The 25,412-nt window shown below is 51.7% G+C and carries 32 protein-coding genes and 2 pseudogenes; 6 read left to right on the forward strand and 28 right to left on the reverse strand.

Annotated features, from left to right (window positions below; translation table 11 throughout):
• Window positions 1-11 precede the first annotated feature (11 nt).
• Window positions 12-2,288, reverse strand: a complete 2,277-nt coding sequence (locus PU624_RS00795; protein WP_283544984.1) for a hypothetical protein — start codon at window positions 2,286-2,288, stop codon at window positions 12-14.
• A gap of 624 nt (window positions 2,289-2,912) precedes the next feature.
• Here PU624_RS00795 and PU624_RS00800 point away from each other — a divergent pair.
• From PU624_RS00800 to PU624_RS00815, 4 genes are all read left to right on the forward strand, one after another.
• Window positions 2,913-3,071, forward strand: coding sequence for a hypothetical protein (locus PU624_RS00800; protein WP_266306304.1), 159 nt, complete (start codon window positions 2,913-2,915; stop codon window positions 3,069-3,071).
• A 149-nt stretch (window positions 3,072-3,220) separates the two neighbouring features.
• Window positions 3,221-3,484 (forward strand): hypothetical protein, encoded by a 264-nt coding sequence (locus tag PU624_RS00805; protein ID WP_283544985.1) that lies wholly within the window; start codon window positions 3,221-3,223, stop codon window positions 3,482-3,484.
• 73 nt (window positions 3,485-3,557) lie between these two features.
• The gene (locus PU624_RS00810; protein WP_283544986.1) at window positions 3,558-3,749 is read left to right on the forward strand and encodes a hypothetical protein; all 192 of its coding nucleotides are present in this window, start codon (window positions 3,558-3,560) and stop codon (window positions 3,747-3,749) included.
• Window positions 3,750-3,916: 167 nt separating this feature from the next.
• A complete protein-coding gene (locus tag PU624_RS00815; RefSeq protein WP_283545130.1) occupies window positions 3,917-4,993 on the forward strand; it encodes a ParA family protein in 1,077 nt (358 codons plus the stop codon).
• Window positions 4,994-5,180: 187 nt separating this feature from the next.
• On the opposite strand, the gene PU624_RS00820 is transcribed toward PU624_RS00815, so the two are convergent.
• The 13 genes from PU624_RS00820 to PU624_RS00880 all read right to left on the reverse strand — a co-directional run bounded on the left by PU624_RS00820 (window position 5,181) and on the right by PU624_RS00880 (window position 15,618).
• The gene (locus PU624_RS00820; RefSeq protein ID WP_283544987.1) at window positions 5,181-5,618 is read right to left on the reverse strand and encodes a phage virion morphogenesis protein; all 438 of its coding nucleotides are present in this window, start codon (window positions 5,616-5,618) and stop codon (window positions 5,181-5,183) included.
• Window positions 5,618-5,764, reverse strand: a complete 147-nt coding sequence (locus PU624_RS00825) for a hypothetical protein (RefSeq protein ID WP_283544988.1) — start codon at window positions 5,762-5,764, stop codon at window positions 5,618-5,620. The genes PU624_RS00820 and PU624_RS00825 overlap by 1 nt, the downstream gene beginning before the upstream one ends.
• A 35-nt stretch (window positions 5,765-5,799) precedes the next feature.
• Window positions 5,800-6,171, reverse strand: a complete 372-nt coding sequence (locus PU624_RS00830) for a hypothetical protein (RefSeq protein ID WP_283544989.1) — start codon at window positions 6,169-6,171, stop codon at window positions 5,800-5,802.
• A 10-nt stretch (window positions 6,172-6,181) separates the two neighbouring features.
• Complete coding sequence (locus PU624_RS00835; RefSeq protein WP_033780351.1) at window positions 6,182-6,613, reverse strand: hypothetical protein; 432 nt, start codon at window positions 6,611-6,613, stop codon at window positions 6,182-6,184.
• A gap of 33 nt (window positions 6,614-6,646) precedes the next feature.
• A complete protein-coding gene (locus PU624_RS00840; RefSeq protein ID WP_283544990.1) occupies window positions 6,647-8,200 on the reverse strand; it encodes a phage tail protein in 1,554 nt (517 codons plus the stop codon).
• Between the two features lie 44 nt (window positions 8,201-8,244).
• Window positions 8,245-9,048 (reverse strand): hypothetical protein, encoded by an 804-nt coding sequence (locus tag PU624_RS00845; RefSeq protein ID WP_283544991.1) that lies wholly within the window; start codon window positions 9,046-9,048, stop codon window positions 8,245-8,247.
• A gap of 1 nt (window position 9,049) precedes the next feature.
• On the reverse strand, window positions 9,050-9,691 hold the full coding sequence (locus tag PU624_RS00850) for a hypothetical protein (protein ID WP_283544992.1): 642 nt from the start codon (window positions 9,689-9,691) through the stop codon (window positions 9,050-9,052).
• Between the two features lies 1 nt (window position 9,692).
• Window positions 9,693-10,085 carry a hypothetical protein gene (locus PU624_RS00855; RefSeq protein ID WP_283544993.1) on the reverse strand — a complete coding sequence of 131 codons (393 nt, stop codon included), beginning with the start codon at window positions 10,083-10,085 and terminating at the stop codon, window positions 9,693-9,695.
• A 46-nt stretch (window positions 10,086-10,131) separates the two neighbouring features.
• Window positions 10,132-11,298, reverse strand: a complete 1,167-nt coding sequence (locus PU624_RS00860; RefSeq protein WP_283544994.1) for a major capsid protein — start codon at window positions 11,296-11,298, stop codon at window positions 10,132-10,134.
• Between the two features lie 14 nt (window positions 11,299-11,312).
• On the reverse strand, window positions 11,313-12,065 hold the full coding sequence (locus PU624_RS00865) for a DUF6651 domain-containing protein (RefSeq protein WP_283544995.1): 753 nt from the start codon (window positions 12,063-12,065) through the stop codon (window positions 11,313-11,315).
• Between the two features lie 105 nt (window positions 12,066-12,170).
• Window positions 12,171-13,514, reverse strand: coding sequence for a DUF4055 domain-containing protein (locus tag PU624_RS00870; RefSeq protein WP_283545131.1), 1,344 nt, complete (start codon window positions 13,512-13,514; stop codon window positions 12,171-12,173).
• A gap of 72 nt (window positions 13,515-13,586) precedes the next feature.
• Window positions 13,587-15,059: a phage terminase large subunit family protein gene (locus tag PU624_RS00875; protein ID WP_283544996.1), complete on the reverse strand. Its 1,473-nt coding sequence runs from the start codon at window positions 15,057-15,059 to the stop codon at window positions 13,587-13,589.
• A complete protein-coding gene (locus PU624_RS00880; protein ID WP_283544997.1) occupies window positions 15,046-15,618 on the reverse strand; it encodes a terminase small subunit in 573 nt (190 codons plus the stop codon). Before PU624_RS00880 ends, PU624_RS00875 begins: the two co-directional genes overlap by 14 nt.
• A gap of 26 nt (window positions 15,619-15,644) precedes the next feature.
• On the opposite strand from PU624_RS00880, the gene PU624_RS00885 reads away from it, so the two are divergent.
• A complete protein-coding gene (locus PU624_RS00885) occupies window positions 15,645-15,815 on the forward strand; it encodes a DUF2158 domain-containing protein (protein WP_283544998.1) in 171 nt (56 codons plus the stop codon).
• 91 nt (window positions 15,816-15,906) lie between these two features.
• On the opposite strand, the gene PU624_RS00890 is transcribed toward PU624_RS00885, so the two are convergent.
• The 14 genes and pseudogenes from PU624_RS00890 to umuC all read right to left on the reverse strand — a co-directional run.
• On the reverse strand, window positions 15,907-16,356 hold the full coding sequence (locus tag PU624_RS00890) for a hypothetical protein (RefSeq protein ID WP_283544999.1): 450 nt from the start codon (window positions 16,354-16,356) through the stop codon (window positions 15,907-15,909).
• 15 nt (window positions 16,357-16,371) lie between these two features.
• A complete protein-coding gene (locus PU624_RS00895) occupies window positions 16,372-16,941 on the reverse strand; it encodes a hypothetical protein (protein ID WP_283545000.1) in 570 nt (189 codons plus the stop codon).
• 13 nt (window positions 16,942-16,954) lie between these two features.
• Entirely contained in the window at window positions 16,955-17,755 is an 801-nt protein-coding gene (locus PU624_RS00900) for a TIGR04255 family protein (protein WP_283545001.1), read from the reverse strand.
• A gap of 290 nt (window positions 17,756-18,045) precedes the next feature.
• Entirely contained in the window at window positions 18,046-18,303 is a 258-nt protein-coding gene (locus PU624_RS00905; RefSeq protein WP_283545002.1) for a hypothetical protein, read from the reverse strand.
• Complete coding sequence (gene lysC / locus PU624_RS22255) at window positions 18,300-18,545, reverse strand: Rz1-like lysis system protein LysC (protein WP_283545003.1); 246 nt, start codon at window positions 18,543-18,545, stop codon at window positions 18,300-18,302. The genes PU624_RS00905 and lysC overlap by 4 nt, the downstream gene beginning before the upstream one ends.
• Entirely contained in the window at window positions 18,439-18,840 is a 402-nt protein-coding gene (locus PU624_RS00915) for a DUF2570 domain-containing protein (RefSeq protein WP_283545173.1), read from the reverse strand. Before PU624_RS00915 ends, lysC begins: the two co-directional genes overlap by 107 nt.
• On the reverse strand, window positions 18,821-19,333 hold the full coding sequence (locus tag PU624_RS00920) for a lysozyme (protein WP_283545004.1): 513 nt from the start codon (window positions 19,331-19,333) through the stop codon (window positions 18,821-18,823). The genes PU624_RS00915 and PU624_RS00920 overlap by 20 nt, the downstream gene beginning before the upstream one ends.
• Window positions 19,334-19,336: 3 nt before the next feature.
• Window positions 19,337-19,558: a phage holin gene (locus tag PU624_RS00925; protein ID WP_283545005.1), complete on the reverse strand. Its 222-nt coding sequence runs from the start codon at window positions 19,556-19,558 to the stop codon at window positions 19,337-19,339.
• 215 nt (window positions 19,559-19,773) lie between these two features.
• A complete protein-coding gene (locus PU624_RS00930; protein ID WP_283545006.1) occupies window positions 19,774-20,475 on the reverse strand; it encodes an antitermination protein Q in 702 nt (233 codons plus the stop codon).
• A gap of 54 nt (window positions 20,476-20,529) precedes the next feature.
• Window positions 20,530-20,814 carry a hypothetical protein gene (locus PU624_RS00935; protein WP_283545007.1) on the reverse strand — a complete coding sequence of 95 codons (285 nt, stop codon included), beginning with the start codon at window positions 20,812-20,814 and terminating at the stop codon, window positions 20,530-20,532.
• Between the two features lie 16 nt (window positions 20,815-20,830).
• Window positions 20,831-21,427, reverse strand: coding sequence for a helix-turn-helix transcriptional regulator (locus tag PU624_RS00940; RefSeq protein ID WP_283545008.1), 597 nt, complete (start codon window positions 21,425-21,427; stop codon window positions 20,831-20,833).
• Between the two features lie 849 nt (window positions 21,428-22,276).
• A complete protein-coding gene (locus PU624_RS00945) occupies window positions 22,277-22,555 on the reverse strand; it encodes a hypothetical protein (protein WP_283545009.1) in 279 nt (92 codons plus the stop codon).
• 55 nt (window positions 22,556-22,610) lie between these two features.
• Window positions 22,611-22,850 (reverse strand): regulatory protein YcgZ, encoded by a 240-nt coding sequence (gene ycgZ / locus PU624_RS00950; RefSeq protein WP_283545010.1) that lies wholly within the window; start codon window positions 22,848-22,850, stop codon window positions 22,611-22,613.
• 165 nt (window positions 22,851-23,015) lie between these two features.
• Window positions 23,016-24,122, reverse strand: a pseudogene (gene umuC / locus PU624_RS00955) (translesion error-prone DNA polymerase V subunit UmuC); the annotation flags it as partial.
• Window positions 24,123-24,159: 37 nt separating this feature from the next.
• Between umuC and PU624_RS00960 the strand changes: the two are divergent.
• Window positions 24,160-25,319 (forward strand): annotated as a pseudogene (locus PU624_RS00960) (IS30 family transposase).
• Window positions 25,320-25,412: the final 93 nt, after the last annotated feature.

Raw genomic sequence — 25,412 nt, forward strand, 5'->3', positions numbered from 1 at the left:
GGCAGTCATACTTATGAGAGGTTGCCAGCCTGGCCGGGATAGACCATCAGCATTGTGGGGTCAAAGGTGCTGGTTGAGGCCGGTGCTCTGGCGGCCTGCTTACTGATGCCACTCATGACAGTGGCTACCAGTACCTGGCGCCCTTCATGCGTCATAAGCAGATTTACGGGCTGCGCTCCGTGGCTTACAGAGACAGGCGGTATCGGCGGGTACCTACCGGTTTTACGATACGCCTGCTCCCGCTGCTGCTGTCTGTCAAAGTCCGCCTGAGTCGGCAACCAGGGTTTATAGGCAACCCCGTGGTCAAGCGCATTCTGCCGGGCCAGTCTGTCACGCTCTGCCATTTCCCGGCTCTGCGATACCGTGCTGCCCGGATAAAGGGCGGCAAGCGTTACGGCAGAGATTATGCCCGGCAGACCGGTAAGCGCGGCCGTGAGTCCTGTCAGACCCGTTGTGGCGCTTCGTCCGATCAGCAGGTCAATGCCCCAGCCCGCCAGTTTAAGCGGTGCAAGCAGTGCGCCCGTGGCATGTTTGATGAGCCAGAATCCGCCGCTGATGCCTGCAAGGCCCGTCACGGTCAGAGCAGCCTGTCCGGCAAACTTCGCCATCTCCGGATGCCGGTGTGCAATGTCTGCCATCTGCTGAAGAGAGTGCGTGAGTGTCTCCAGCCCCTGCGTGAACGTGTCCAGCAGGCCGCCGTCCTTCCCCATCACCCGTTGCAGGTCCTGCCATTTCTTGTGAAAGTCGATCGCTTTACCGTTGTAAGTGCTGCCGACCGCACCATAAGCATCATTCAGGCCGCGCGCGACACCGTAGGCATCGATACGGTGATGGATGGTCTCAAGCTGTTTGTCGATGAGACTGAACATCTTGCCGCCGGTACGCCCGAATATCAGGGCGTTCTCACGCTGCTTCTGTTCTTCGGTGTAATGGTGTCTGCGGTAGAGTGGCAGGATGACGTTTTCATAGTATTCGACAGGCGACTGGCTGAAGAGCTGCGCGTTAATAAGCGGATTGCCCCGGAAACGCTTCACGCCGCCCAGGCTGTTTAGCTCTATCTTGCTGGCATCCCAGATACCCATCGTCATCAGGTCGTGGGTGACCTGATTAGGCAGCTTCACAATCCCGTTTAACCGGTTATAAGCGGTCATCAGCGCATCACCCGCTGAACTGCCCTTCAGTTCACCGATAATCGGCTCCAGCTCAGCAAACAGGGCTTTATTGCTCAGGTTAAAGGCCGAGGTGCCCGCTTTGGCCATAAACTGACGGTACTGGGTGAAATCGACATTGCCGCCTGAAGACTGAATGGCACGGAACGCCGCGTCCATCAGTTCATTAAAACGCTCCGGGCTTTTGAGTCCGCCCGCCGTCTCGGTGAAGCGCAGCATATCCATCTGCTTCGCCGTGGTGGCCTCACGCTGATGCTCATCCAGCCCGCGGGAGGCGAAGGTGATACGCGCCAGCACCGGTGCCGCCAGTTTCGCCGCGCGCAGCTGCTCCTCCACAGATTTCATACCGGACTCGCTGAATACCCCTTGCGCTTCCACCAGATATTTCAGCATGTCAGTGGCTGAGGAGCCCCGGACCCGTGTGGTTTCTGCGAAACGCAGTGCTTCATCTGTCGCAGCCTGACCCATGCCGAACTGCCTGAACTTCTCGGTCATGGTCTGGTAGCGGGCAGCTTCATCAACAAAGCCCTTCAGCATTCTGAAACCCAGATAGCCGGTGGCCAGATTGGTCATACCGTCTGAATATGAGCCACCGCCAGGTGGCCGGCCATTACCGCCACCGTGGCCAGAACCGCCACCACCCCATCCACCTGGAGGGACGCCGCTATTCCAGCCATGCCACCAGCGACTGCTTCCTGAAGGTGGAGGCAGCGCAGGTCCACCGCCATTGTTGCCGTATCCACCGCTTCCACCTGCAGCGGCGGCCCCTGCTGCCAGAACGGGCAGTGTAATAGCTGCACCGTAACCACCCGCCAGCAGCGGGACATTACGCGAGGCACGGTTGATACGCTGAGTCTGGTCAGCTATCTCGCGGATGGCTCCGGCATATTCACGCGCACCGCGGGACGCACCGAAAAACTCATTATTAAGCGAGCGATTGAGAGCCCGCAGTGCGGATGTGGCCTCACGAGCCGCGCTAGTCAGTGCTTTAATGTTCCTGGTGATGGTGACGAACTTCTTATTCAGTTCAATCGCATCACGGCTCACCTGCAGCAGGTTGCGCGTAATCTGGTCATCCAGCGCCAGTCGCACGGCTACACGGTAAGCCTGAATATCCATAGGAACCTCAATTTACGGGCATAAAAAACCCGCCGGAGCGGGTCGGGTTTTAAGAAAATAACATCAAAATTCGATGCGACAGGGACTCTATAAGAGCCTCATACCATTCCTTCACTGTTGGATCGAATTGCAAAAACCACAGACTGAAGTAAACCCCTCCAACACCAGCGAGCATATGCAAGCTAAGATTGAACCAGTATGCGTGAGGCCGGTCAGCCTTCTTGATAAGCTCGCATCTGGACGTGCCTTTGAAAGTCTTGGTGTAGACACCAGTTCGGTAGTAACTGATTGCTTGCTTAATCATTAGAAGCCCCGTGAGAAAAATTGCAATTACAGTGAACCAATAGCCGTAATCCATGCCAAAAAATCCCTTTTATAACAATATTTTATATTGAGCCAGCGAGCTATTAGCGTTTAATTATCAGACTCATTTTTTCGGCTCAGTATTTCCGCTCTATCTGCCAGAACCAGACACTTTACACCATTAGTTCCGGCTCATCGTTTGAGCATTCACAAATTCTAATTATTGCGAAAGACCTGTTTTTTTATCAGGATTCCTATTCCCAAGCTTAAGCGTATATTGCCAATGGGGTCTTCCCGTATGGCAAGGTTTAAGAATCATAAATGAAAAAAACAATCGTGGCTCTAATCACTCTGGCTCTTCTGGTACCATCTGTCAGTTTTGCACGCGGTGGTCATTATGCAGGCGGACATGGCTCTTCTCATAAATATGGCAAGTATAAAAATGCTCGTACCGGCAACCATTATGAGAAGCGACACTGATTAATGGTATGGAATCTTTACTCAAAGCCCACTCTACTGGGCTTTTTTAATTGTGCTGACAGAGTGAACAAGCTAAAGAAAAGTTAAAGTTTTCTAACAGTGCGCCGAAAATCAATAGTACGCCTGAGCCAATCATGTGAAAGACGATCATGTCAGTAGAAACCATTTACCGGCACTTTGAAAAAGCTTGGGCTGAAACGCCATATGGGATACTTAGTGATGCTCAACTCCGTTCAATCGCTGGAAACTGTCGCCGGGACGAAATAGCTGCAATTCACTTTGTGATAAAACTGTGCAATGCAGATCTTGCTACATGTCCTGACTGGGATGTTGAAATGCAATACCTGCTTCACCAAAACATTCACACTTTACAGCGCCTGCTTGCTCAGATTGATTTGCTACGCAACCAATGAGCAGTGTTGATTCCCAGAACATAATCAGGCCTGCTGCCGATGCCAAAGGCATGCAACTCAAGGAGAACGCTTAATGGAACAAACAAACCCTCTCGCAGTCCTGTCGTCGATCATCTGGTTTTTGATGTTTATCCCATGCTTCCGCATGGCTCAGAAAGCTGGTTTCGGATGGAAGATGGCGTTGCTCCTTTCCTGTCCGGGCATACATTTCATCATGCTCTACGTCTTCGCTTACAGGAAGTGGCCGAACGCACCTTATCAATAAGTTCTGACCATCTTTCAATGTACCTATGCCTACCCATTGAGGTGCGCTTATTCTGAAGGTAAGAGAAGAAAATACCATATCAGTTGAATATTGAATTTTTTTATTAGTCGGTTGAATGTAAAATAGGGACAAGTATGCAAAATATTAATGCACAGGAAAAAACTTCGATGCCAAAATCAATATGCTTTTTCAATCATAAAGGTGGTGTTAGTAAAACCACTACCACTTTTAACCTCGGCTGGTCTTTAGCTGAGCAAGGTAAAAAAGTTTTGATGGTTGATCTTGACTCGCAATGCAACCTAACAGGTATGGTTCTCGGCTACGATAAAATTGATGACGGGCTTGATGCATTTTATAACAGTCGAGATAATCTCACTTTAGGTCCTATTGTTGAATTTCTTATTAACGGCGGACAGCCAGAAGCTTACCTCCAGTCTGATAATGGAAAGCTTCACCCCACTCTACATGAAAATCTGCTCCTCCTACCTGGACACCTAGATGTTTCCGACTTGGATTCTCAAATCAGTGTTTCTCTTAAAATTGCAGCAGGTATTCCGGCCACGAGGAATATTCCTGGTAACTTACCCAAAATATTGCAATTGATTGCAGAGAGAAACAATATCGACTACATCCTTTATGATCTCAGCCCGAATGTTGGCGGACTTAATGAGGTTATTTTGATGTCTAGTGACTACTTTATTGTGCCAGTGGCCCCTGACTTTTTCTGCTGGCAAGCTATACGTTCTTTGGCAAAAAATATTCCCAGATGGCACAGGGAATTAACTATGTTCAAAGAAAATAATGATGGTAATTCTGCTCAGTCGATAAAAAATAGTCCTAAGTTCTTGGGAATGATTCAACAAAGGTATCGACCAAGAAAGGGTGCCCCAGTAAAATCATTCGAAAAGTGGATGACTGCGATACGTGACGCTGTTGATAAGATTCTCGTTCCAAACTTAGAGAAAATAGATTGCATTATGCCTAGGGCTAATGTTCAAGAAGCGATTGACCTTACCAATGGAACTGGTGATCTATCAGCTTATGATCTTGCACACATTTCCGATTTCAACTCATTAATAGCAATTAGTCAGCAATTAGCAACCCCAGTATTTTCGATTAGCGACCAACAAATTAAAGAGTCTGGTCAATTCGGGCATGCATTGAGCACAATGAAAGCTAGTAGAGATTCTTTCGATGGCCAGTTTAAAGGATTAGCTCAAAGGGTACTAAATTTAACCTCATAATAAGACCCGGCTTTTGCCGGGCCTTGTCAGTATATCCATAAACAACGTTGCTGATTAGCATTTAATCTCGTGAGAACTTACTGTTTAAAGAATTTCTTTTATTCTCTTTAACGAGACCGCCTTTCATTACCAGTATTTGGCATGTGGTTCTGATAGCCCATATGCCATATCTGCAGGGCTCTTATTTTTAATACCCTCTAAACCCGCGAGTAATCGCCAGACCCGTTGCCTCCATCAACGGGTTGATCTTCCGCACATACGCTGGACCGATGAAGGGGCGTGGCGGAATGCTATCGGTACCAACTTCCTGCCAGAATCCAATCTGACTTTTGGTGCCCACGATAGCCGCCAGTCCCACTACTTCACTTTCGATTGAGTCTCTTAGTTCACCTGAACGCAGCAGCGGCTCGTCTTCGCTGTACCCCTGACGTACTCGGTCGGCTTTGGTCGACTCAGCAAGCGATACCCATGCGTCAAAGGGCCCATAAGCTGGCTGGTAAACGCCGATTTCTTCCTTCGCTGTTTCCTCAATTTCTTTCACGATGACGCGGAACCCCGCCTCCAGACCGGTGGCAATGGTGGCTGAGGCAGACGACAATTCACGCGCAAACTGCTCAAGGTCCACTACTTACCCTCCTCCCATCTGCGTGTGTTCCAGTTGTAGGTGCCACCCTCAAGCTCGCCAATGACCACACCCATAGCAATGCGCTCATGGGGCATCAGTGCTGTCAGACCCGGAAAAATCACGCTGAACGGAACCCCGGCTTTCATCAGCCAGCACTGGTTAACAAACCCGGGGTTCTGCGCTAGTTTTTTGCGGCAGTCTCCGTGGCCTCATCGTCCCTGTCGTTCGACATGACACGCAGGGAGGCACTGACCACTTTAAGTCCACTTTTGCCCAGGATGGCGAGCATGCTTTCAATCTGCTTCGGGTTCTGCGGCACCGGGTATTCCTCGCCGTCGATATCAGCCACAGCAGCCGCCGGAAAGGCGTACATGTTCATGTACATCACGTTGATGGCCATCTCAGGGCCCACCGCAACCGTCAGGCGGGATTCCTGCACCGGGTCCAGCTCACGCAGGGTAATGACACGCCCGCTGGCATCCCGGACCTGATTTGACTTCACTGGCGATTCCGCCACGGCGAGCGGCGTCTCATGCACTCTGACCTGCACCATTGTTTATTCCTCAGTTCACTTTTTTACGGCGGTTGGCTGTCCATGACAGGGTCTGGTTCACTGTCTTCTCGCCCTGCTTGTTACCGGCATCGGTAAGGTGAAACGACACGCCCTCATAGCGGTACACACTGACGGTGCCGTTTGCCTCGGTGATGGTTTCGGTGATGGTGCCGCGGGGCTGATCGATGCCGTTGTAGTAGTTGTCTTCCCACTTTGCCCAGAAGTCATCGAGCGTGGCATCCATGCGTTCAGCAGCGATGGTGCCATTCCAGCCAACGGGTATCTGCAGTTCATCGGTAATGCCATTGAGCGGCGTAATTTTATGGGTCGAGACCTGCGGCTTTGAGTCAAAGCTCATGATTTTGGGAATGCGCAGTTTTCCCGTCGGCGTATTGATATCGACAGCAATATCACGCCCCACGGTATAGCCAAGGGTTGGCATGGTTTATCTCCGGAGTAATAAGTGAGGCACAGTTCAGCGCGACAAGCTGTCTGAGACGGAAATGGACACACTGCCGCCCCCTTCCAGGTTCACCAGGAAGTAGCGCACCACGTTGAGGTATTTCACCTGCACATCGGCTGTCATGTAGCCCAGTGCTACGCGCGCATCCGGGTTATTGGCCGCATCGAGGCGCACCGCAAAGGCTGGTCCGCCATTCGGGTCGCCAATCATCTTCAGCGTCTCCAGATTCGACAGGAAAGACTCCAGCGTGCTTTTGGTCTCCCGGCGCAGGTCCGTGGTCTGGTTATCACCCACGACACTGCCGAAGCTCGCCGCGATGGTCAGCGACAGGAAGTTGGTCATGCGGGTGTAGGTATCATCGTTCTGGGTCGGATTCGATGACGTATTGCGCCCGGATCGCATGCCGAAGTAACTGCCGCCCGGACAGGGATTGGTGATGACATCCAGGCGGGCTGAGTTAATGGCCCCGATTTCCGGCACGGAGTAAGGACGCCCCGCCAGCTGCCGCTCGGTGGCAATGATGCCGGGAATGCGTTTGTTGAGCGTGGAGATATGCGGTGCCCGGGCGGCAATGTTTGCCGCTTCAAACGTGGCGGGCGCAATCATGCGGCTTGTGCCGTTTGCGGTATCTTTCCAGTAAGGCCAGTCACCCACTATCAGCTTGAAATGCCAGTCGTCCACGCCTGAGCTGTTAAGCGCTTCAGACACCGCCTTACAGCCAGCGGAGGCCGGGCCCTGGCCGATGACATAGGCACCTTCGGAGCGCGCAAACGCCGCCATGGCGGGCCAGCACATTTTATCGGTCACATCGGCAAGGTTGATGACCTGTGAATTTGTGCCACGCAGGGCATACATGCCTTTACGCGGAGCATCAGTGCCGTCTGTACCGAGTAGCGTGGCATCCGTGATACCGGTCGCGCCGTCGGTGCCCCCGCTAAGTGTGATCTCTTTAACCGCGGCCTGTGCGGGCGCTTCAGATTCGGTTACTTTCGCGCGTACCAGCTGGCTGGGACCGCGGATATTCATCTGACCGTGATTTACGGCCTCTGCCATCGCTTTCCATAGCGCATCCCCTTCACCCTGCAGGTTATCAAAGACTTCGGCACTCACGCCCGGCAGACTGATGGTCAGCTTTTTCGAGTTCACCGCGGTACCGCTGCCGATACCTGCAATTATCTGGTTTCCCCGCGTCCCGCTGTAGAGTGCGGTCAGCAGCAGGCCTGACTTGCTGCCATTTTCACAGAGCCGGCCACTGGCGGCTTTATCCTGACCGTTTGTCACACGCACACAGTTCAGGTTCGCCGCACCGAGCTGAAGTGAAATGGCAGCCGCTGTCGCCAGGTCATACTTACGGTTTTCAGGCGTGCCCAGAAAGAATGCAATGTCGTTATCTGACGTGATACGAAAGGCGCTGTTTACCGGCCCCCAGCCTGCCACACCCACCAGCCCCAGCCCGTCAGTGGGTACACCGTTAATGTAACGTGCCCGGGGCGGAACAACCTGAACATACAGGTCAGGTGCCGTGAGTGCAGACGTGTTGAGATCGCCGGTTGAATAAATCGGCATGAGTGAGACTCCGGATGAGTGAGCTGATGCTGGAAAGAAGAGGGTTACCGCGTAGTCTGCTGGCCGTTAACGGTGACAACCGTGCTGGTCACCTCAGGTGCGGTAATGGTCTGGGTGGTGGCGTAATTCACGCTGAAAATCAGGTCGCGCCGGTAGACATGCCAGTTCTCTGACCTGTCCGAATCAAACTGCCGGGCATACAGGAGCTGCGCGGGCGCGCCGTCGTTGAGGTCAATGTGACACTGTTCAGAGAGCGCCGTATCAATGGCACTGCCGATGCGGTCTCTTAGGCCAGGCGTGGGTGCCCAGACAGTAACCTGGAAATCTTTTATCTGCCTGCGTAGCTCCCTGACGGCAGTACCCGCGGTCGAGACGGAAAGACTGATGTGTCTCACCAGCATAATGCAGAGACTGCTGCTTATAGTGAATGACCGGGGCAGTCTGACAGAGAGAATATAAAGTGCCTTTTCGGCTGTAGTGCCTGCCTGGAAGTGGAAGGTGTATGTTTTCCCGTTAAGGGTTATCTGCACGTTAGTCAGTGCCGACGCCACACCGGCAACACTTATCGCGGTGCCGTTCACTGTGAACTGTAGCGAGGGTTTGCCCTTCGCCATCAAACGGAACGGCCTGCCAAGCGCCGTGCTGATTTTACGCTCTGTCAGCAGTGGCCATACGGAGACGTGCACACCACCGTTCTCGATATCCTGCTGCAGTATGCCCGGCACCGGCCAGCCCGGATAGATTTTCACTGCGGCGTTAATGATGCCCGGAAGCCCGCTGCCACCGGGATACACTGCATCTGAAATACGGCCTGCCAGGTAACGGGCAACATCATCGGTACTTGCCATGTTACGCCGTCACCTGAAGCGCCGTCAGACGCCAGCCCATGTCGGTCAGTTCCGTGCCGCTGATGACAAACCGATGCCCGGCGTCATCCGTCACAAAATCCCCGGCATGGAGAGACAGGCCTTCGAACGTAGGCATCAGAATGCTGTGCCACGCGCTGCGCATCTCACCCGGCAACTTAAGCGGGCTGTGCTCACCGCCACGGCTCAGCAGAATGCTGGCTGGCCAGCCGGACATGATGAGCGTCTCACAGGCAGCTGTGGTGCCGCCATAATCCTGCAGTCCGCTATCGGAACCTGCCTGCGCGGTACGCCGGACGCTGACAAGCCGCTCAGCTCTGACGCACAGAATGGGCTGTAACAGTGGCATGGCTGCCACGTAAAAAGTCCCCTCGGTAGACACCAGGATATCGCCTACCTCAAACCCCGCCGCATCAAAGATGCCAATACGGGTGGCCTGTCCGAACCGGGCTGCGCGCATGTAGCCGTAATCGGTGGTGAATGAGGCCGAAAGCTGTCGCAGCGGCTGCGCGTCGAGAGGGCTGAAGGGTGATGTCGCCCGGTAATGACGGGCCGTACCGCCCAGGCGCTTCGCGGCCTTCCCGTTACCCTGGTTTACCTTCGCCGCCAGCTGATGTGCGTCCATATCAGCACCGTGTCACAGTGGATACGCCATTGCCCAGCGACGGGCCCGGCGGGATGCCGAGCAGTCCGCAGAGCTGACGCCGCCACTGATTGTAGAGACGCGTACGGTCTGAGACTTCTGACCGGTTCCGCTGCCAGACAGCCGCTTTATCCGTATCAAGGTTGTCTGCCGCATGGGTAATCCCCCATTCCAGACTGGCCAGTGTCGTCAGATAGTTCACCACGATGGCTTCCTCCTCAGCCCGCAGCGTAGTCAGCCTGTGAGCCAGCGTCTGGAACCGGCCTGATGTGACCTGTGCGTAAGCTGCATCACTGCGATCGTCAGGTGACGTGTCGCCGGTCGTGGGATAGCCCATATAGCGACGTGCGTCGGCCTGCTGCTGGGGTGTCAGCATGTATGACCTCATCTGAAAGGATTTTGTCTGAAGTGGCTGACCAGGACTAACCCAGCAACAGGGCGCTGTGTTCCGGTTTGATGTTCTGGCATCCCCATGCCGCGGCGATTTCATAGCGCACACGGCGATACTGTTTGTACATGGAAACTTCAAAGGACATGTTGGTGCGCGGATCGGTGATCATCATGCGGTCATCCGCCATGTCGCCTTCTTCTGGCAGCGCGGGGGCGCGTGTAGCCAGGATGATGGCGGAGCGGCTGAAGGCGAAGTTGGCAATAAATTCACTGACAACCTCCAGTTTGGTTCCTGCTTTAACCTTTTCCATCAGCCCCGGCTCATAAATTTCAATGGTGTTATAACTATTAGCAGCAACAACATACTTGTCCTTTCCGATGATAACGACGCACCCTTGCTTAACAAAGTCAGGCACGCTGGATTTACTGTTGTCGCCATCTGAAGGCTGGATTTTTACAGACAGACTTCCTTCCGGGCAATCCTCAGCAACAGTTAATGTTCTGTCCTTAAGTGGCTTTTCACCCGACTCACTTTTCACCTGAGCGACGCCGGCTGATTCACGCAATGTAAAACCATGTAACTCCAGAAGTGTGCCCTGAGAACGCAGTGCTGTGGTTCCGGCCTCATTGGCTTTGGTCAGCTGCGCCATGGTTCGCAGTGCCGCGCCTGCAGTGGTATCGATGACACACTGCAAATCGCTGAGCGGTGCGCCATTGTCCGTCAGGATTTTGCGCACCTGTGCTGTGTCAGTCAGGGTATCTTTAAATGGTGTTTTACCCGCTTCACCGGATGCGCGTGAAGCGCGACGGAACAGCTCGCCCAAATCTTCTTCGATTTCATTAACCAGCGTGCGCATCGCCTGGGTAACCTGGTCGCGGCGGATACCGTGGTAACCCGGACCGGATTTAATGCCCTTCTGCTGTTCGCCTTCCCAGCGGAACGGCACCATACGCGATTTGGTAATGGCTAGCGGCACATTACCAATATCCTGGTCACCGTCATCCGGCGGCAGCTGACCGGGCTTAACATCTTCAGCGTCTGAAGCCGGCGTCACAGGGATACGAATCGGCTGATTCAGCGCTGCACGCTCTGCCGTGGCGTCCAGTGTAACAGAGGGAATGAAACCGCAGAGTTCGCGCGAGACGATATCCAGCGACTGGTACAGGTCGGGAATGAGTTGAGTCAGGGTATTAGACATGCAGGGTTATCCAGTTAATCGGTAATCTGTACACCCGCACAGGCGCGTTCGCTCTGCTCCTGAGGGCTGAGGGATTCGAACTGTGCACGGGTAAGTGTGTCTGAGCTGCTGTTGCCATTTCCGCCGGAGGAGCCGCCGCCTGATGCGCCGGTGCCTTTGAGGATCTGGTCTTTATACGGATAGTGTTCAACGAGAATGCTCAGCGCTTCATCAAACCCCGCTGCTTCACCGGGTCTGGCCGCACTGAAGATTTTGTTTCCGTCGCGATCAAACGCCGTGACGGCGTCACCGACGACCTGAAAGTTGCTGCCGAAACGGGCTTCCACCAGATCAGCCGGAATACTCATCTTCTCAGCGATGAATTTTGAACGGGCGAAACTGCCGCCAATTTTCTCCGCCGTGAGCTTCTGGCTCAGGTCGTCGCGTTCTTTCACGATGGGGGCATACTTCTCTTCCAGCGCACGTACGGCTTCAGTGCGGACCTTTTCGACTTCACCGGCATCCACCAGCGTTTTGTCTTCCAGGTTCTTCACGGTATCCAGTGCTGCCAGCGCAGCGGCCGGATCATCAATTCCTTCAAAGGTCTTCAGCTGCGTTTCAGCACTTTCCGCACGCTCACGGTGCGACTTTGCCTCACCGTTAAGACGCGAGATGGTCTGCAGGGTGCCGGGGGCATCAAACACCACCTCTTTGCCGTCATCCTGCACGTACACAGGTTTGCCATCGTTTACGACCACATGGCCGTTCTCATCGAGTTTCAGTTTCATCAGGGTCATCCAACCAGGTAAGAGCCATCCGGCCCGTGGCACCGTGCTGCATCCGCAGCGAACGGCAATAAAAAGACCCCTGCCTCTGCACGGGCCCGGAGAGGGCTAAACCGGGGATGTGGTTACCGGCTTAGCTGGCAAAGACGGCGGCATGGCGCGGATACGCGCCTGCTCTTCCGCCCAGCGGAGTTCGCTGTTAATAAGGCCACGGCGCTGTATCTCGTTGAACAGCGTCTCGTCAGACAGTGCCCGCGTTTTATACATGTCCACCAGGAAGTCAGCGGACGCTTCAGCAAGGGTAGTGGCACCAAAATCACTGAAGATAGTGACGTGCCCGCCTTCGGATTCACCAATCCATTCCGCCAGATACTGCAGCGCCAGCCGGGCCGCATCTGTGAGGTCACACACCATGCGCTGCAGCGCACTGGTGCCCGCTTCGTTATCGGTCAGCGTCTGCACCACGGTGCGGTGGCCGGGTTTTACCACCAGAAGCTCCGCCCCTATCTGGCGCATTTTCTCTTCAAGGTCGATGATGTCTGTGCGTCCCGCCTCGATGGCTTTGCCGCTGTGCTCTACATAACGCAGGTCCGCTTCATCTTCTTCAGACAGGATTGCCGATGCCGCACCCACCGAAATGGGACCATCACCGAGCTTTTTGCCGAACAGCACCGGTACACGGGCGACATGCAGAATGGTCTGCTGGTCACTGCGGGACTGCCAGTGTTCAACGTTGAGCCAGGCCAGTTCAGCCAGCGGCGGCCGGCCATTCATAAACCCGCGTTTGTCACCGTAGACCGGAACAAAGGTGATTTTCTTCAGGCTGGTGGTGCCTTCATCGTGCAGCTGCCACTCCAGCACCCCGCTCGTTTCATTCAGCTTTTCGCGATAGATCCGCCAGCGGCCGGGATTCAGCACCCTGACCTGCTCAATATTTTTCACGACAAATTCATTCTGCGGGTCGCGCTCACTGACCGTCTCGACGAAGCGCAGCAGCGTGAATGTCTCCTGTCCGTTGACCCGTTCTGAGTCGTAATCCAGCAGGCTGGTGGCATTCACCCTGGCGAAATAAGGCCGCAGCCCGCGCTGGCGCTCTTCAGCCAGAGAGAGCTTTTTATCCGCAGGTGGATGTTCGACAAGGATGCCGCAGAGGCCAAAGGCCATTGCCTCTTCAAAGGTGTCAGCCAGAAAGGAGTGCAGGTTAGTACCCTGCAGGTCCACATCCCCGAACATCTCACGTATGCGCGCAGGCACCGCGTCTTCATTCCAGGTGACCGGGCGGGAAAAAGGTTTGCCACTCAGCACCTCGACCGTACGCGAAAAGGCCGGGAACAGCGTCGCCACCGCCAGCCGGTTCTTATAAAACACTTCTTCCTCACTGGGCCATTTCGGCAGATACATTTTGCCTGCCTGACGCATTGCCGCTGTGCCGCCCAGCAGCACGCTTATCATCGGCCAGCATTCGGCCATCGACTCGATTTTGGGCGATCGCTTCCGGACGTCGTTGCTCATATTGATGTTTTGTCAGGCAGAGAATGGACGGACTGTTGTGCCCTTCGGCTGGAACAGTTCTGTGATGGCCCAGACCAGCGCATCCAGGCGGTCGGGTGATTTCTTCGCGGTAGCGGGCACGTATTCCAGCAGCTGGTTCTCGAGCTGGTAGAGGTTGCCTCGGTGCGCCACCCGCCCCTGCTCATACAGCGCTGAAATGGGCTCAGCCCGGGCAAACTTACCCTTACTGGCATGGACACGGACGATGCGCCCGCGGAAGCCTGCATTGCGCAACGTATCTTCAGCCATGTCGCCGCCCTGGTTGGTTTCAATGACGATGGCTTCAGCGTGATGCTCTTCATAAGCGCGGACTGCCCGCTTCGCCCAGCCGTTCGGCGAGTATTTCCCGGAGTAATCCGCGTCAGCCGAGAATAACCGGTCATTACCGCGCCCGTAACTGCTCGCCACGACAATACCGGTTTCATCACTGTCTTCGCTGTTGGTCGCCTGCGGGTCAATGGCAACGACCGTCCGGGACGGCAGCAGGATGATATCCAGCGCACGCGCACCGGACACCATCGATTCAGTCCAGAGCGCGCCGTCAGCATTGAACCGTCGGGGCCGCTGCATGTATTGCGCTTCCGCGGTTCGCCGGTGTGAAAACAATGAGGTGCGATGTGATTCATTGTGCTTGTACGGCCATAGCCAGCCGTCAGGCAGACCATGTTCAATGGGTATCGCATGCGAGTTTTCCGGGTACAGTACTGAATACTGTTCGCTGTTATCAATCAGCACCGGCAGGTTCAGATGATGCCACTGTTCGCCACTGCCACCGCGCAGCAGGTATCCGCTCAGGTCATGGTAGTGAATGCGCTGCATGATGACCACGATGGGTGTGGTCTCAATAGCCAGACGGGAACGTATGGTTTCGTTGAAACGGGTGTTCACCCCGACACGTATGGTTTCGCTATAGGCGTCGTCTGGCTTTACCGGGTCATCAAGAATCAGACAGCCCTGCCAGCCCGGCTCCATATGACCGGCACGAAAGCCGGTGACCTGTCCGGCAGCGGACGAGGCATACACCCCGCCGCCGTATTCGGTCCACCACATGGCTTTACTGTCAGCATCATCGCGCAGTGCCATCGGCCACATGGCCTGAAAGGCGGCAGATTTCACGATGCTTCGCGTAATTGATGAGTTCAGTAATGCCAGGTTGTGGGAATAGGACAGATGCATGAAGCGGGCGCGGCGGTTCAGCGCCAGCCCCCGGCCCATCATGTTAATGGTGGCCAGTTCCGTCTTGGTGTAGCCCGGAGGCACATTGATGATGAGTCGCCGGATGTCGCCATCAATCACCCGGTCCAGCGTCCGCTGTATTACCTGATGATGAGGCGCGACGATCATTCTGCTGCCGCTGCGCTGCTTGAAGAAGTAACGGGTGAAATAGAGCCCGTCCTCTTCACACTCTATGCGGCGTGCAGCGGTCTTAAAGTCAGCAGTCGTCATCCTCCAGCATTTCCCGGCGCGCCTGCCGGTATTCCTCGCGTGTGAGCAGCGCAACCTCAAGCGGGCCGCCGTCTTTGCCTGTCAGTGACGTCGCCGCCTGTTCGCGGAATGCCTGCACGGAAATGTGTTTGCCGAGCAACTCCAGATTCCTGACTTTGTCCGGCCACTTAATCTTTTTCAGGATACCGACCATCTCGCGCTCTTCTCCCCGGCCTTCAAACATCTCAGCCAGATCGAATCCGCTCAGATACCGACGCCATGATGAAGGCCATTGCGACACAGGTTTGATGCTCATGTCATCAGTCATAATGTCGAGCACGTCCATCTGGTCAATTTCGATCAGGCGGTTAAGAACATATGCAGCATCAATGTTTATTTTTTCGTTACGCTTCAATTTGAGATCTGAAATACGGTTCTGAATATTAATCTTTGATAAGTTTTGAGCACCCTGCACATTCGCGGCTTTTGCGCTGTACCCCGCCCGTATGGCCGCTTGCGTTGCGTTCAAATCAATAAGGTACTCTCGACAGAACATTTCTTGTTTGTCGGTGAGTTTCATGTTTACCTTTGGATAAAGGAATTTATATGACACAAAAGTTCGATGATGGGACCGTGGTTCAACTTAAATCCGGTGGGCCATTGATGACTATCAGTTTTTACGACGAAGAAAGAGCGCAATACTACTGCGAATGGTTCGTTAAAGATGACCGGAAATCAGGTTTCTTCAGTGGCGCTTCACTTTCTGAGTGCCACTAAGAAAATAATGACTTCAAATTTTAGGGCGCCCTCGAGAAGGGTCGCCCTGTAAGCTAAACAGCTATCCACATAAGGGAATTAAGTCAGGTAATTACGATTTTGGTTCAATTCGTTCAGTTATTAAACCCGCAGTATCGACTATCCATAAGTTCAATGCGTCTACTAATTTTCGGGAAACCCCTTTTGAAACGCTCGATTTTATATTTGTTTTTTGCTCATCAGAAAAAGGAATTATTTCAGCATGATGAGGATTTTTTAAGGTTATTGATTCTTTAACACCAAAGTGAATTTTATTATCAGTAATCAAGCCTATAGCCTTGATTTTAGATACACTAATCACACCTACAGCCTGAACAACTGCCTTCCCATTTTCAACGTCATTTTTAAGATAATTTATGAGAGTTTGTTCGCCATCCAAAAGTCTAGTCACCGATGTATCACACCTTTTAAAAGCACTAGGTGTAAGGCGCTTCACGCCAGGATCCCAGTCAGGTACAAACAGTGCTCGACCTACAGTTTCATCATCACTGATAAATTTCATCTGCCAAACAGTGCCTTATCGCTTTGTTTTAACAAATGCTACAGCGTCTGCAATGGACATGTCCATCTCAAGCTCATCAGCACACACTTCGATCACTTGATTATTGAAAGTCATATCAACCAAGCCATGCATAGGGTCAGTATAACTAATTATAAAAGATCCGTTGTGATCAAGGTAAATGCCAATGTCGTCAGCAAATAAATCTGCCTTCAAAAGGAATCTTTTAAAAGTACCTAGCGACTCGAAAGACATTGAATTAGCATCATGTCCATCCCATCCATCTTCTACTTTTGCTAAAGCGGACAAACGATGGCCAAGCTTAGGGAACACGTCAATAAGGATTTGTAGGTAGAGTTCTTTTACATCTATCAACAAATTGTCAAAGACAGCCAAATCATCAAGTTCAACACCCGAGTAATAAGTCTTTTCTAACCTAGAACTTAAATAGGCATACTGCAATTCAGCCGTAGCAGAACCATACTCAACGCCACAACAATCATCAATCCCAAGAATGGATGTCTCGACAAGTAACGTACTTGAAGGTGAGAAGAAAGAATCCCCAGAACTTGAAAATGCGTATTCCATTGCTGCTCCTTAGCTAGACTAACTGCATCACTGAGTGTAATCCTTGCGTAACTGAAAAGAAACGCTTGTGTATCACATCTCTAGCTATTGTCATTTCAGCCATAATTTTATCGGCATCAACCTCAATAACTTTATTAATCTTGACTGCATTTTCCATCAAAAAAACTGATTGATTCTTTACTTTACCTTCAGTGAAACTAACGATGTGCGTTCCAAATTTAAGCGGCGAACTTACACGAAGATTCGGCAAATCGCTTTCTCCATGAGAGAACTCATCATCAAAGGCTTTAGGTAGAGCAATATTTAAACCAAGTTTTTCAGATAAAAAACGTCTAAGGCTCAATCCTTCTGTAAAACTCTCACCAAAGGCATTGATGTACCTAACGCTAACCTTATAGCCAGTTTCAGCTTTGATGAGGTTTGTTGCTAATAACGCATTAATACCTGTACTTATGACATGTATAAAGTCATCCCAACAACTATAAGGCTGAATACCATTTATTGTGAAAACGCCAACGCCCACCTGAAACAATGTGGAAAGCTCTTTAGCTTTTTGTTCAGGTGAACCATCTGGTGGAGATTTCTTAAACCGAACTACTGGAGCTCCAGCCATGAGTGGGAGGCCTTTAGGAATAAGGCGTTCAGAAGTAACATAGCCTTTAGATGCCAGATCACTTGTGATTTTTGAGAAAAAAAGCTCCTGCGAGTCTAGCTCATCGCCATCCATAATGGGCTTCTTATCTTGATGATCAGTCTTCCAGCGTACTTCCGCTACGAGTTCTACCAATGGTGAATTCGCAAATTTTTCGTTCATACTATTCCTGTCGGCTCATCCGTACATGTTCACGCCTTCGATGCTTGGTTAATGAGCAACGAAGAAGAATTCTGTATTTGATTCTATACCATTTATGATTAAGCTCCTAGGCTTAGCTCTAGATTGAGCCTTTTTCGTAGTATTTAAGTCAAATCGTAACATCCTGAAAAACAATAACTTGTTTCTAAATTAAACTCACTTTCAATACTACAAGCCTAGTTAAACTAACCTCTCATGTACTGATATGACTAGTATGTCTGCCTTACACAATGAATTATGGCCAATCATGTTTACAGATGCTTAATCGCCAGTGCTTTAACATCGTCCTTTGCGGCTTCGTCCAGCAGAGCAACCCCACTTTCAACAAACGCCAGCGCAGTTTCAAAATCATGAACGCCCACTTTGACTTCAGCTGATGGGGGCATCTGCGCTGCTTCGGCAGAGAATTCGGATTGTTCAACAACTTCGTCATTCATTGATTCTGACAATTCAGTCCTCGCTTCTTCAGGGTGGATAAACTGCCCTTTCAGCCACTGGAGGAAATTCATTTCTGCCGTTCCCGTTCGATTTGCCGGATGGCGGCCTTGTCGTGGTTGCACTGCTCCAGAGCGTTAAGCAGATGCTCATTCAGCTCCAGGCTGTCTCCCCAGGTCAACGGGTCAGGAATCAAAGGCACAGCGCAGTCAGCCAGCAGACTCACCGGTATCGGTACTGGCGGAACCGGTACGTACTTTGTCCCGGTGCGCACGCAACTGGTCAGCAGCAGGACGAGGCACAAGTTCAGTGGCACAGCTGCTACCTTTGACCAGCTTGCGAATAACCACCACTCTGCGCTCGCTCTCTGCATTACTGACCTGATTCGCATTGTGGGTTGCCTGTGCAATGTCGCTGAAGAGTACCGTTGCCCTGAGGACGTTATTCGCAATCATCTCAGCTGAAACTTTTTCCTGCGCAAGCTGCCTGTTCTGCTGGGTAAGCAGCGCTTTCGATAAAGACTGAAGCCTCAGGATGACACCAAGCGCAATGACCAGCAGAAGCAGCCCTGTGATGGTGACGGCACCCCACTTAACGCGGCTTAAGGACATCGCTGTTCTCCGCCAGGCAAAGTGCACGTTCAGTTTCACGGCGGTTCATCAGCCCTCTCCACTTTCTGCCGCCCGCAAAGACCCAGCGGCGCATTTCACTGCACGCACCCGTATTGTCGCCTGCGTTGAGCTTTTTCAGAAGGGAAGATCGGGAAAAAGCGTCAGTACCGGTGTTAAAGCTAAAGCTGTAGAGTGCAGCGCGCTGGTAATCGCTGAGGGGGACAGTGACCAGACTGTCAACAGCTGCCTGAACGGGTTTCAGGTCTTCGCGCAGAAGAGCATCACATTCCCTGGCGGTGTAGGTTTTATTTCTGACAATATCGGGGCCGGTGTGACCATCGCAGACGGTGAGCACACCGGCGACATCCCGATATGGAACATAACGACGCCCTTCCAGACCATCCGGACCGCCCAGCAGTATCATTGCCAGAGTCAGCGCCCCTCCACCAGCTGCAGCCAGAAGTCTGTTACGCAGCACGACGGAGATGGCCATGAATTAATTCGCCTTGTCCTGGCAGGTGCAGCGCAGTGCCCTGATTTCTGCCAGTGATGCCTTGCGCCGGTAATACCCGTTGATGATGCAGGTGATAGTCGCAAGGCTTATGCCGGCCAGAACGCCCACCGCACTCCACTCTTCCGGGCTGAAAAAGGTCAGGACGCCATGGACAACTTCGCCTGCGGATACGCTGTAAGCGACGCCGGTTGTGAGTTTGCTCATCAGGATTTGTCGCGCAGAATAGGAGGAAGATAGCCGGAGCCGGTGGATGAGCAGGATACAGTGACGGCATCCGGTCATAAAAAAAAGCCCTGACAAAATGCCAGGGCTGAATAGAAATCTCTCGAGGGTCATTTACCCATCGTTGGAGCCAATCTAACACAAAAAATGGAAAAGTAAATAGCGAGCTATAACATCGCTACATGGATTATCGCTCGCTATTTAGTAATGCGCGATAACGTCTTCTCGGCCCAGGCTTCTTCCCGATGCAGCTCGGCGACCAGAAACTCCAGCAGCTGCTTCACGCTTTTGTTCCACGTATCCAGCGTAACAGCCTGCGTGACCTGACACACCGCCCTGAACACAACAGCGGAAGGGATACGTTCAAAGCCGCGCCCGGAACACCGCTTACAGGGCTGATAAACCGGTACACCCTGAAATCGCGTCATCACACGGTTAACCGCTTCCCCTCGCCCTTTGCAGTCCTTGCAGGCTGCCCGCACGACACCTTTTCCGTTACATTTGCTGCAGCACTTTCCGTTGCGCAGCCCTGTGCCGTGACAGGTATGACATGGCGATTCGGTATCCGGGCTGCGCGCATAATCGAGAAAGGCATAGCCCGCGATGACCGTAACCACCGCCATTCGCTCATCTTCGGGCAATTTAGAGAGGGCCGGATAATGTACTGATGCCTTCATTCCGGTCACAGTGAGCAACCGTACAGCGCGGTCTCTGTCATGGTGACTGAGCTGCATTTTGCCAAAGAAGGCGGAATAACCGAGGGGTGCACGTTTCTGTGTCATACCCAGTGCAGCCATCACATCGCTGCCGGTCATGTCATCAGGTGAACGGGAGGACTGGCGGGTGAAAGGCGAAACGGAGCGCGGGCTGTGATACTTAACAACACTTTCAAGTTTCATCGTAGTGACTCTGTGCCGGTAAGAAAGTTACCGGCACTATGAGTCGGTTAAGATTCATTTTTCTGAATGACGGCAACCACGATTTGCGGAGTGAAAAATGAATTTCTGAATATATTTTTCTTTGGGCACCTCATGCCTGCCCTTATTTGTCACCCGGCACCATAATTCGATGAGTGCCTCACCAGTATGGTGGCGGGGGCTGGCCCCTTTTTTCCACCCGATAAGTGTGGAAGCCACCACATCCAGTTCATCCGCGATATCCTGCAAAGAGTAACCTAAGCGGCTCATATCCGTAAGGATCCGGAACCAGTCAATTTTATGAATATTGATGACGGGCACGCGACTTCCCCTGCTGTTACAGCCTGAGTAAATCTTTGAGATTTCTGACGCCCAGCTTATTAGCACAGTTTTTCCGGTGCTGGTAAAGCGTTCTGGTTTGTATACCCAGTGCTGAGCAATGATGACTGACATCTGTGCCGTCAAGAAAGCCATCAATGACGGCATGCTCACGCAGCGTTAATCTGCAGTTTTTCCTGTCTGAAGGTTTCTTGTCCAGATAGCGTTTGAGGACGAATGAGATGCAGGAAACAGGCAAGGACACATCCAGAACATATTCCATATCGCATACCCTGTTCAGAAGATTTCTTTTCCGGCTGTCCAGAAGAGCCTGACTGTCTGAAAAAACCAGCACGTTACCGTTTGTTTTACGCACCAGCGTGAGAAATAAGCTAAACCAGTCCGGAAAGAAGTCATCGTACCCCAGGCAGATAACGGCGAGATGATAGCAACCCGGATATCTGTTCGCTGCATGACTGCTGAATTTCTGTCCATCTCCGCACGATAATACTGTCAGATTTCTTTTACTGCATGCGGTGTGTATAAGACTAAATAGTCCAAAATGTAAAACATTGTTGTCTCCGATGACGACAATACAGCATTCTTTGCTTTTCATATCCTGCCTTCCGTATTAAGCAGTTCATCCCAAAAGAATTTACATCCACCCTCCTAATGACGCGTATTATTACTACTCATATCCTGCAGGACATTCAATGCAATCATTTGCCCGACAGAAATGAAAAACTAAATAATTCTTTTAACCTGTTGATTAAAAGGGGTTAAATTTATACCAGGAAAAGTATTAGGATTAACTTTCAGACTCCTGTTAGCACCCATTCCTACCCAAAAATGAATTCTGACGAGCCTGAATATAAGAAGGCGGATTTATACTTTCATACAGACACTCACATATCGGTTAAATTCACATCGTGAAAATCACCTTTCAGTCATGAAAAAAATAGGGAAGATAATGAGATGAGTGCTGTGTTTCCACTTACAGAAAGGAAGTATTACCTGATGCTATGGGGTATCTCTGGAACCATCCTGAGACAAATTAAAAAAGAAAGCGCATATTACTTCAGATGAGATGGCTGGCAAGACCGGGGGTGCCGACACGGAACAATACTGAAACAGCTGACACCATTACGCGTGCAATTCAGTGACTGCGTGATAGCACCATTGACAGTATAGCCTGCTCCAATTGTCTTAAATTCATTAAACAGCAGATGAAATGAATTAGTTAAAACCGGTCTGGCGACCGCTGTAAGCCGATCAGGATGATCCCGTTGCATCTTTGAGGCCCATCAGAATTTCCATACAGCAGCGCAGCGCACCAGGACTGAGAAGGTCAATACACATCTCCCTTTAAGTCATCAGAGAGAACATGCCCCCTGTCGGGATACCTCTGCAGACACCGCACGCAGCCACTGTACTGTCATCAGCAAAAAGGAATATGAAAAGACGTTCAATGCCAGGTCAGGTAATCGTAACTGTCGGTTGAGTTCATGGTGAATTCTCTCATGGCACTTCTCTGTAGTGCATCGCGCCTTTTGATTTCGTCGCTGACATCATTGATAGCCAGTTTCAGGGCATCAATCCTGTGTATATCACTCTCTTTTCTGAGAAAACTATTCAGCTTGTTCAATATGCCCGGCCATGAGACACGTGTGTTGTCATTGAGTATGGCGAGAGTCGCTTCCCCGATGAGCACATCACGCAATAACTGCATATCCTGTTCTGTCATGACTGCAGCTGGACTCCTGTCTCACGACACTGAAAAGATGGGCAGTGAAATACACTCATCTGCTGAACAAAAGCTCAATCAGCGCCTGGAGTTGCTGCTCTTCTGCATCAGATGAGGCCTGATCAAGACGTACAATCAGCCTCAGGCAGATTGCTTTGCGGTTCAGTGTCTGACCTGAACGGAGGATCTCAGCAACAACTGAACCAAGCATTTCCTGCTGCGAGGACAGATTTGCACGGCTGAAATAGTCAGCAATATCGCTGTTGAAACCTGTGCTGCTCAGATTCAGTTGCATGACTGACTCCCCTATATGATTCTAAAATGATCTGTTTTTCGTAAGTTATACAAAAAATTTAGGTTTGTACAGGTATATCCGTTCCGCTTACAATAATTGCTGGCCAGAACAGTTGCCCGGAAAGTATCCTTCAGAGTGGAGTACTGCTACAGCGTGATTTGAGCCTTATCTGGCCCATGGCAAGTCAGACACACGGGTTGTGTAGGCAGGCGACAGCATGTCTCTTTTCATTGACCAGGACTTCTGGATTCCCTGCCCCGCAAAAAAAAGACTGGCTTTGCCACTCTGATTAAGCCCGTCCACCACGCGCATCAGAGCCTCACTGTTCGCCTGCGGGCGGTATTCATCAAACAGACTGAGCTGAGCCACGCCCTGGCTGTAGAAATCACCCAGCATCACGCCCGCTTTCATATAACGATGTCCGTCCACCCATATCCGGTCGAGCGCATCCATAGCGACGCGGATGATATCGCGGGTATCGTTTGAGGGGGTAATCAGTTTGCCGATTGCCTGATTACCGTAAAATTCCTCACCGACGGCGTGCGGACTGGTCCGGACAAAAACTGCTATCTGCCTGCAGTACTGCCTTTCTTTTCTCAGTTTCTCAGCGGCACGCTCGGCAAAAGCGCATACCGCCTGCCGCATATACGTGTACTCAGTGATACGTGAACCGAACGAGCGTGAGCAGACAATCTGCTGTTTGGTGGGTGCAAATTCCTCAAGCGCCAGACATGACTCGCCGCGCAGCTCCCTGACAGTACGCTCCAGTACGACGTTGAAATGTTTGCGGATGATCCAGGTGCTCTGTTCTGCGAGGTCTCTGGCCGTGGTGATGCCCATTGCATTGAGCTTTTTGCTGATACGACGCCCCACTCCCCATACATCCTCAACAGGCACAAGCGCCATCAGCTTTCGCTGCCGGTCGATATTCGACAGGTCGACGACGCCGCCCGTCTGCTTCCACTTCTTGGCGGCGTGGTTTGCCAGCTTAGCCAATGTTTCGGTCTGGGCGATGCCAACACCCACGGTCAGATGCGTGTTGCGTTTGATCGTCTCGCGCACTTCCCGTCCAAAGTTTTCCAGCACCATGCAGTTGCGTACACCGGTCAGGTCCAGGAACGCTTCATCAATCGAATAGACTTCCACGCAGGGGGCCATCTGCTCCAGCGTTGTTATTACCCGGCTGCTCATGTCGGCATTTATGTGGAATGGAAAATCTACAGAAATTATTGGTTCTTTAAGGTCCGCTATGAGCTGTGAGTTCAATGGGTCGATGCAACGCTATCCTTAATCAAGGGGGGACGTTGCCATGAAACGAAGAACTCGAATTAACTATACGCCAGAACAGAAAGCGATTATCTGGGACAGATATAAGCAAGGTGATTCCCTGCATGATATCGGCAGAATGTTCGACAGATTTCATTCTTCTATTATGCCGACTATCCACCAGACTGGTGGGTATCGTCCTCCTGTTCGAAAGCGGCACCGACTGGCTCTTTCACTTGATGAAAGAGAGGAGATATCCAGAGGGCTGGTAGCAAAACGTAGCATCAGGGACATCGCTGATGGATTATTAAGAGCTCCCTCTACGATTAGCCGCGAGATCAAAAGGCATGGAGGTACAAAACATTACCGTGCTGCAAAAGCGGATAAGGACGCGTGGGACAGTGCTCTGAGACCAAAGCCTTGTAAGCTAATTGAATGCCCCGCATTGTGTAAAATCATTGCAGAGAAGATGCATCAGACTGGTCGCCGGAACAAATCGCCGGTTGGCTGAAACGCTGTCATCCGGATAATCAGGAAATGCATGTGTCACACGAAACGATTTACAAAACGCTTTTTATACAAACCCGGGGAGCATTAAAAAAAGAACTACAGCAATGCCTCAGAAGCGGAAGAGTTGTGCGTAGATCCAGAACGTCATCGCTTAAAGGGAAAGGATTAGGGTTAATCCCGGATGCGATACCTATCAGGGAAAGGCCACCTGAAGCCGCAGACAGAGCCATACCAGGTCACTGGGAAGGCGACCTAATCCAGGGCTCGAAAAACTCCTATATCGTCACTCTCGTAGAACGCCATTCCCGCTTTGTTATGCTGGCTAAAATCAGGGACAACAAGACCATAACGGTTATATCTGCACTCATCAAACAAGCCCGGGAATTACCCGTTGAGCTTTATAAAACACTGACATGGGATCGGGGGTCTGAAATGACCAGCCACAACCGGTTTACTGTAGCCACAGACATCCAGATTTATTTCTGTGATCCTCAATCTCCGTGGCAACGGGGCTCAAATGAAAATACGAACAGATTGCTCAGACAATATTTTCCAAAAGGAACTGACTTATCCGTTCACAGTCAGCGAAGACTAAATAATGTTGCCAGACAGCTCAACGAGAGACCAAGGAAAACGCTAGACTATGAATCACCCGCAGAGCGTTTTAACCAATGTGTTGCATCCATCGGTTGAACTCACACTGCAAACCGGACTTATGCAGCGAGATGCGCAGGGTGCTGGAAAATGATGTTTATCTGGCTGGAATTAGAGCCTTGCAGACCGCGT

It is taken from the genome of Pantoea sp. Lij88 (assembly GCF_030062155.1).
GTDB lineage: Bacteria > Pseudomonadota > Gammaproteobacteria > Enterobacterales > Enterobacteriaceae > Pantoea.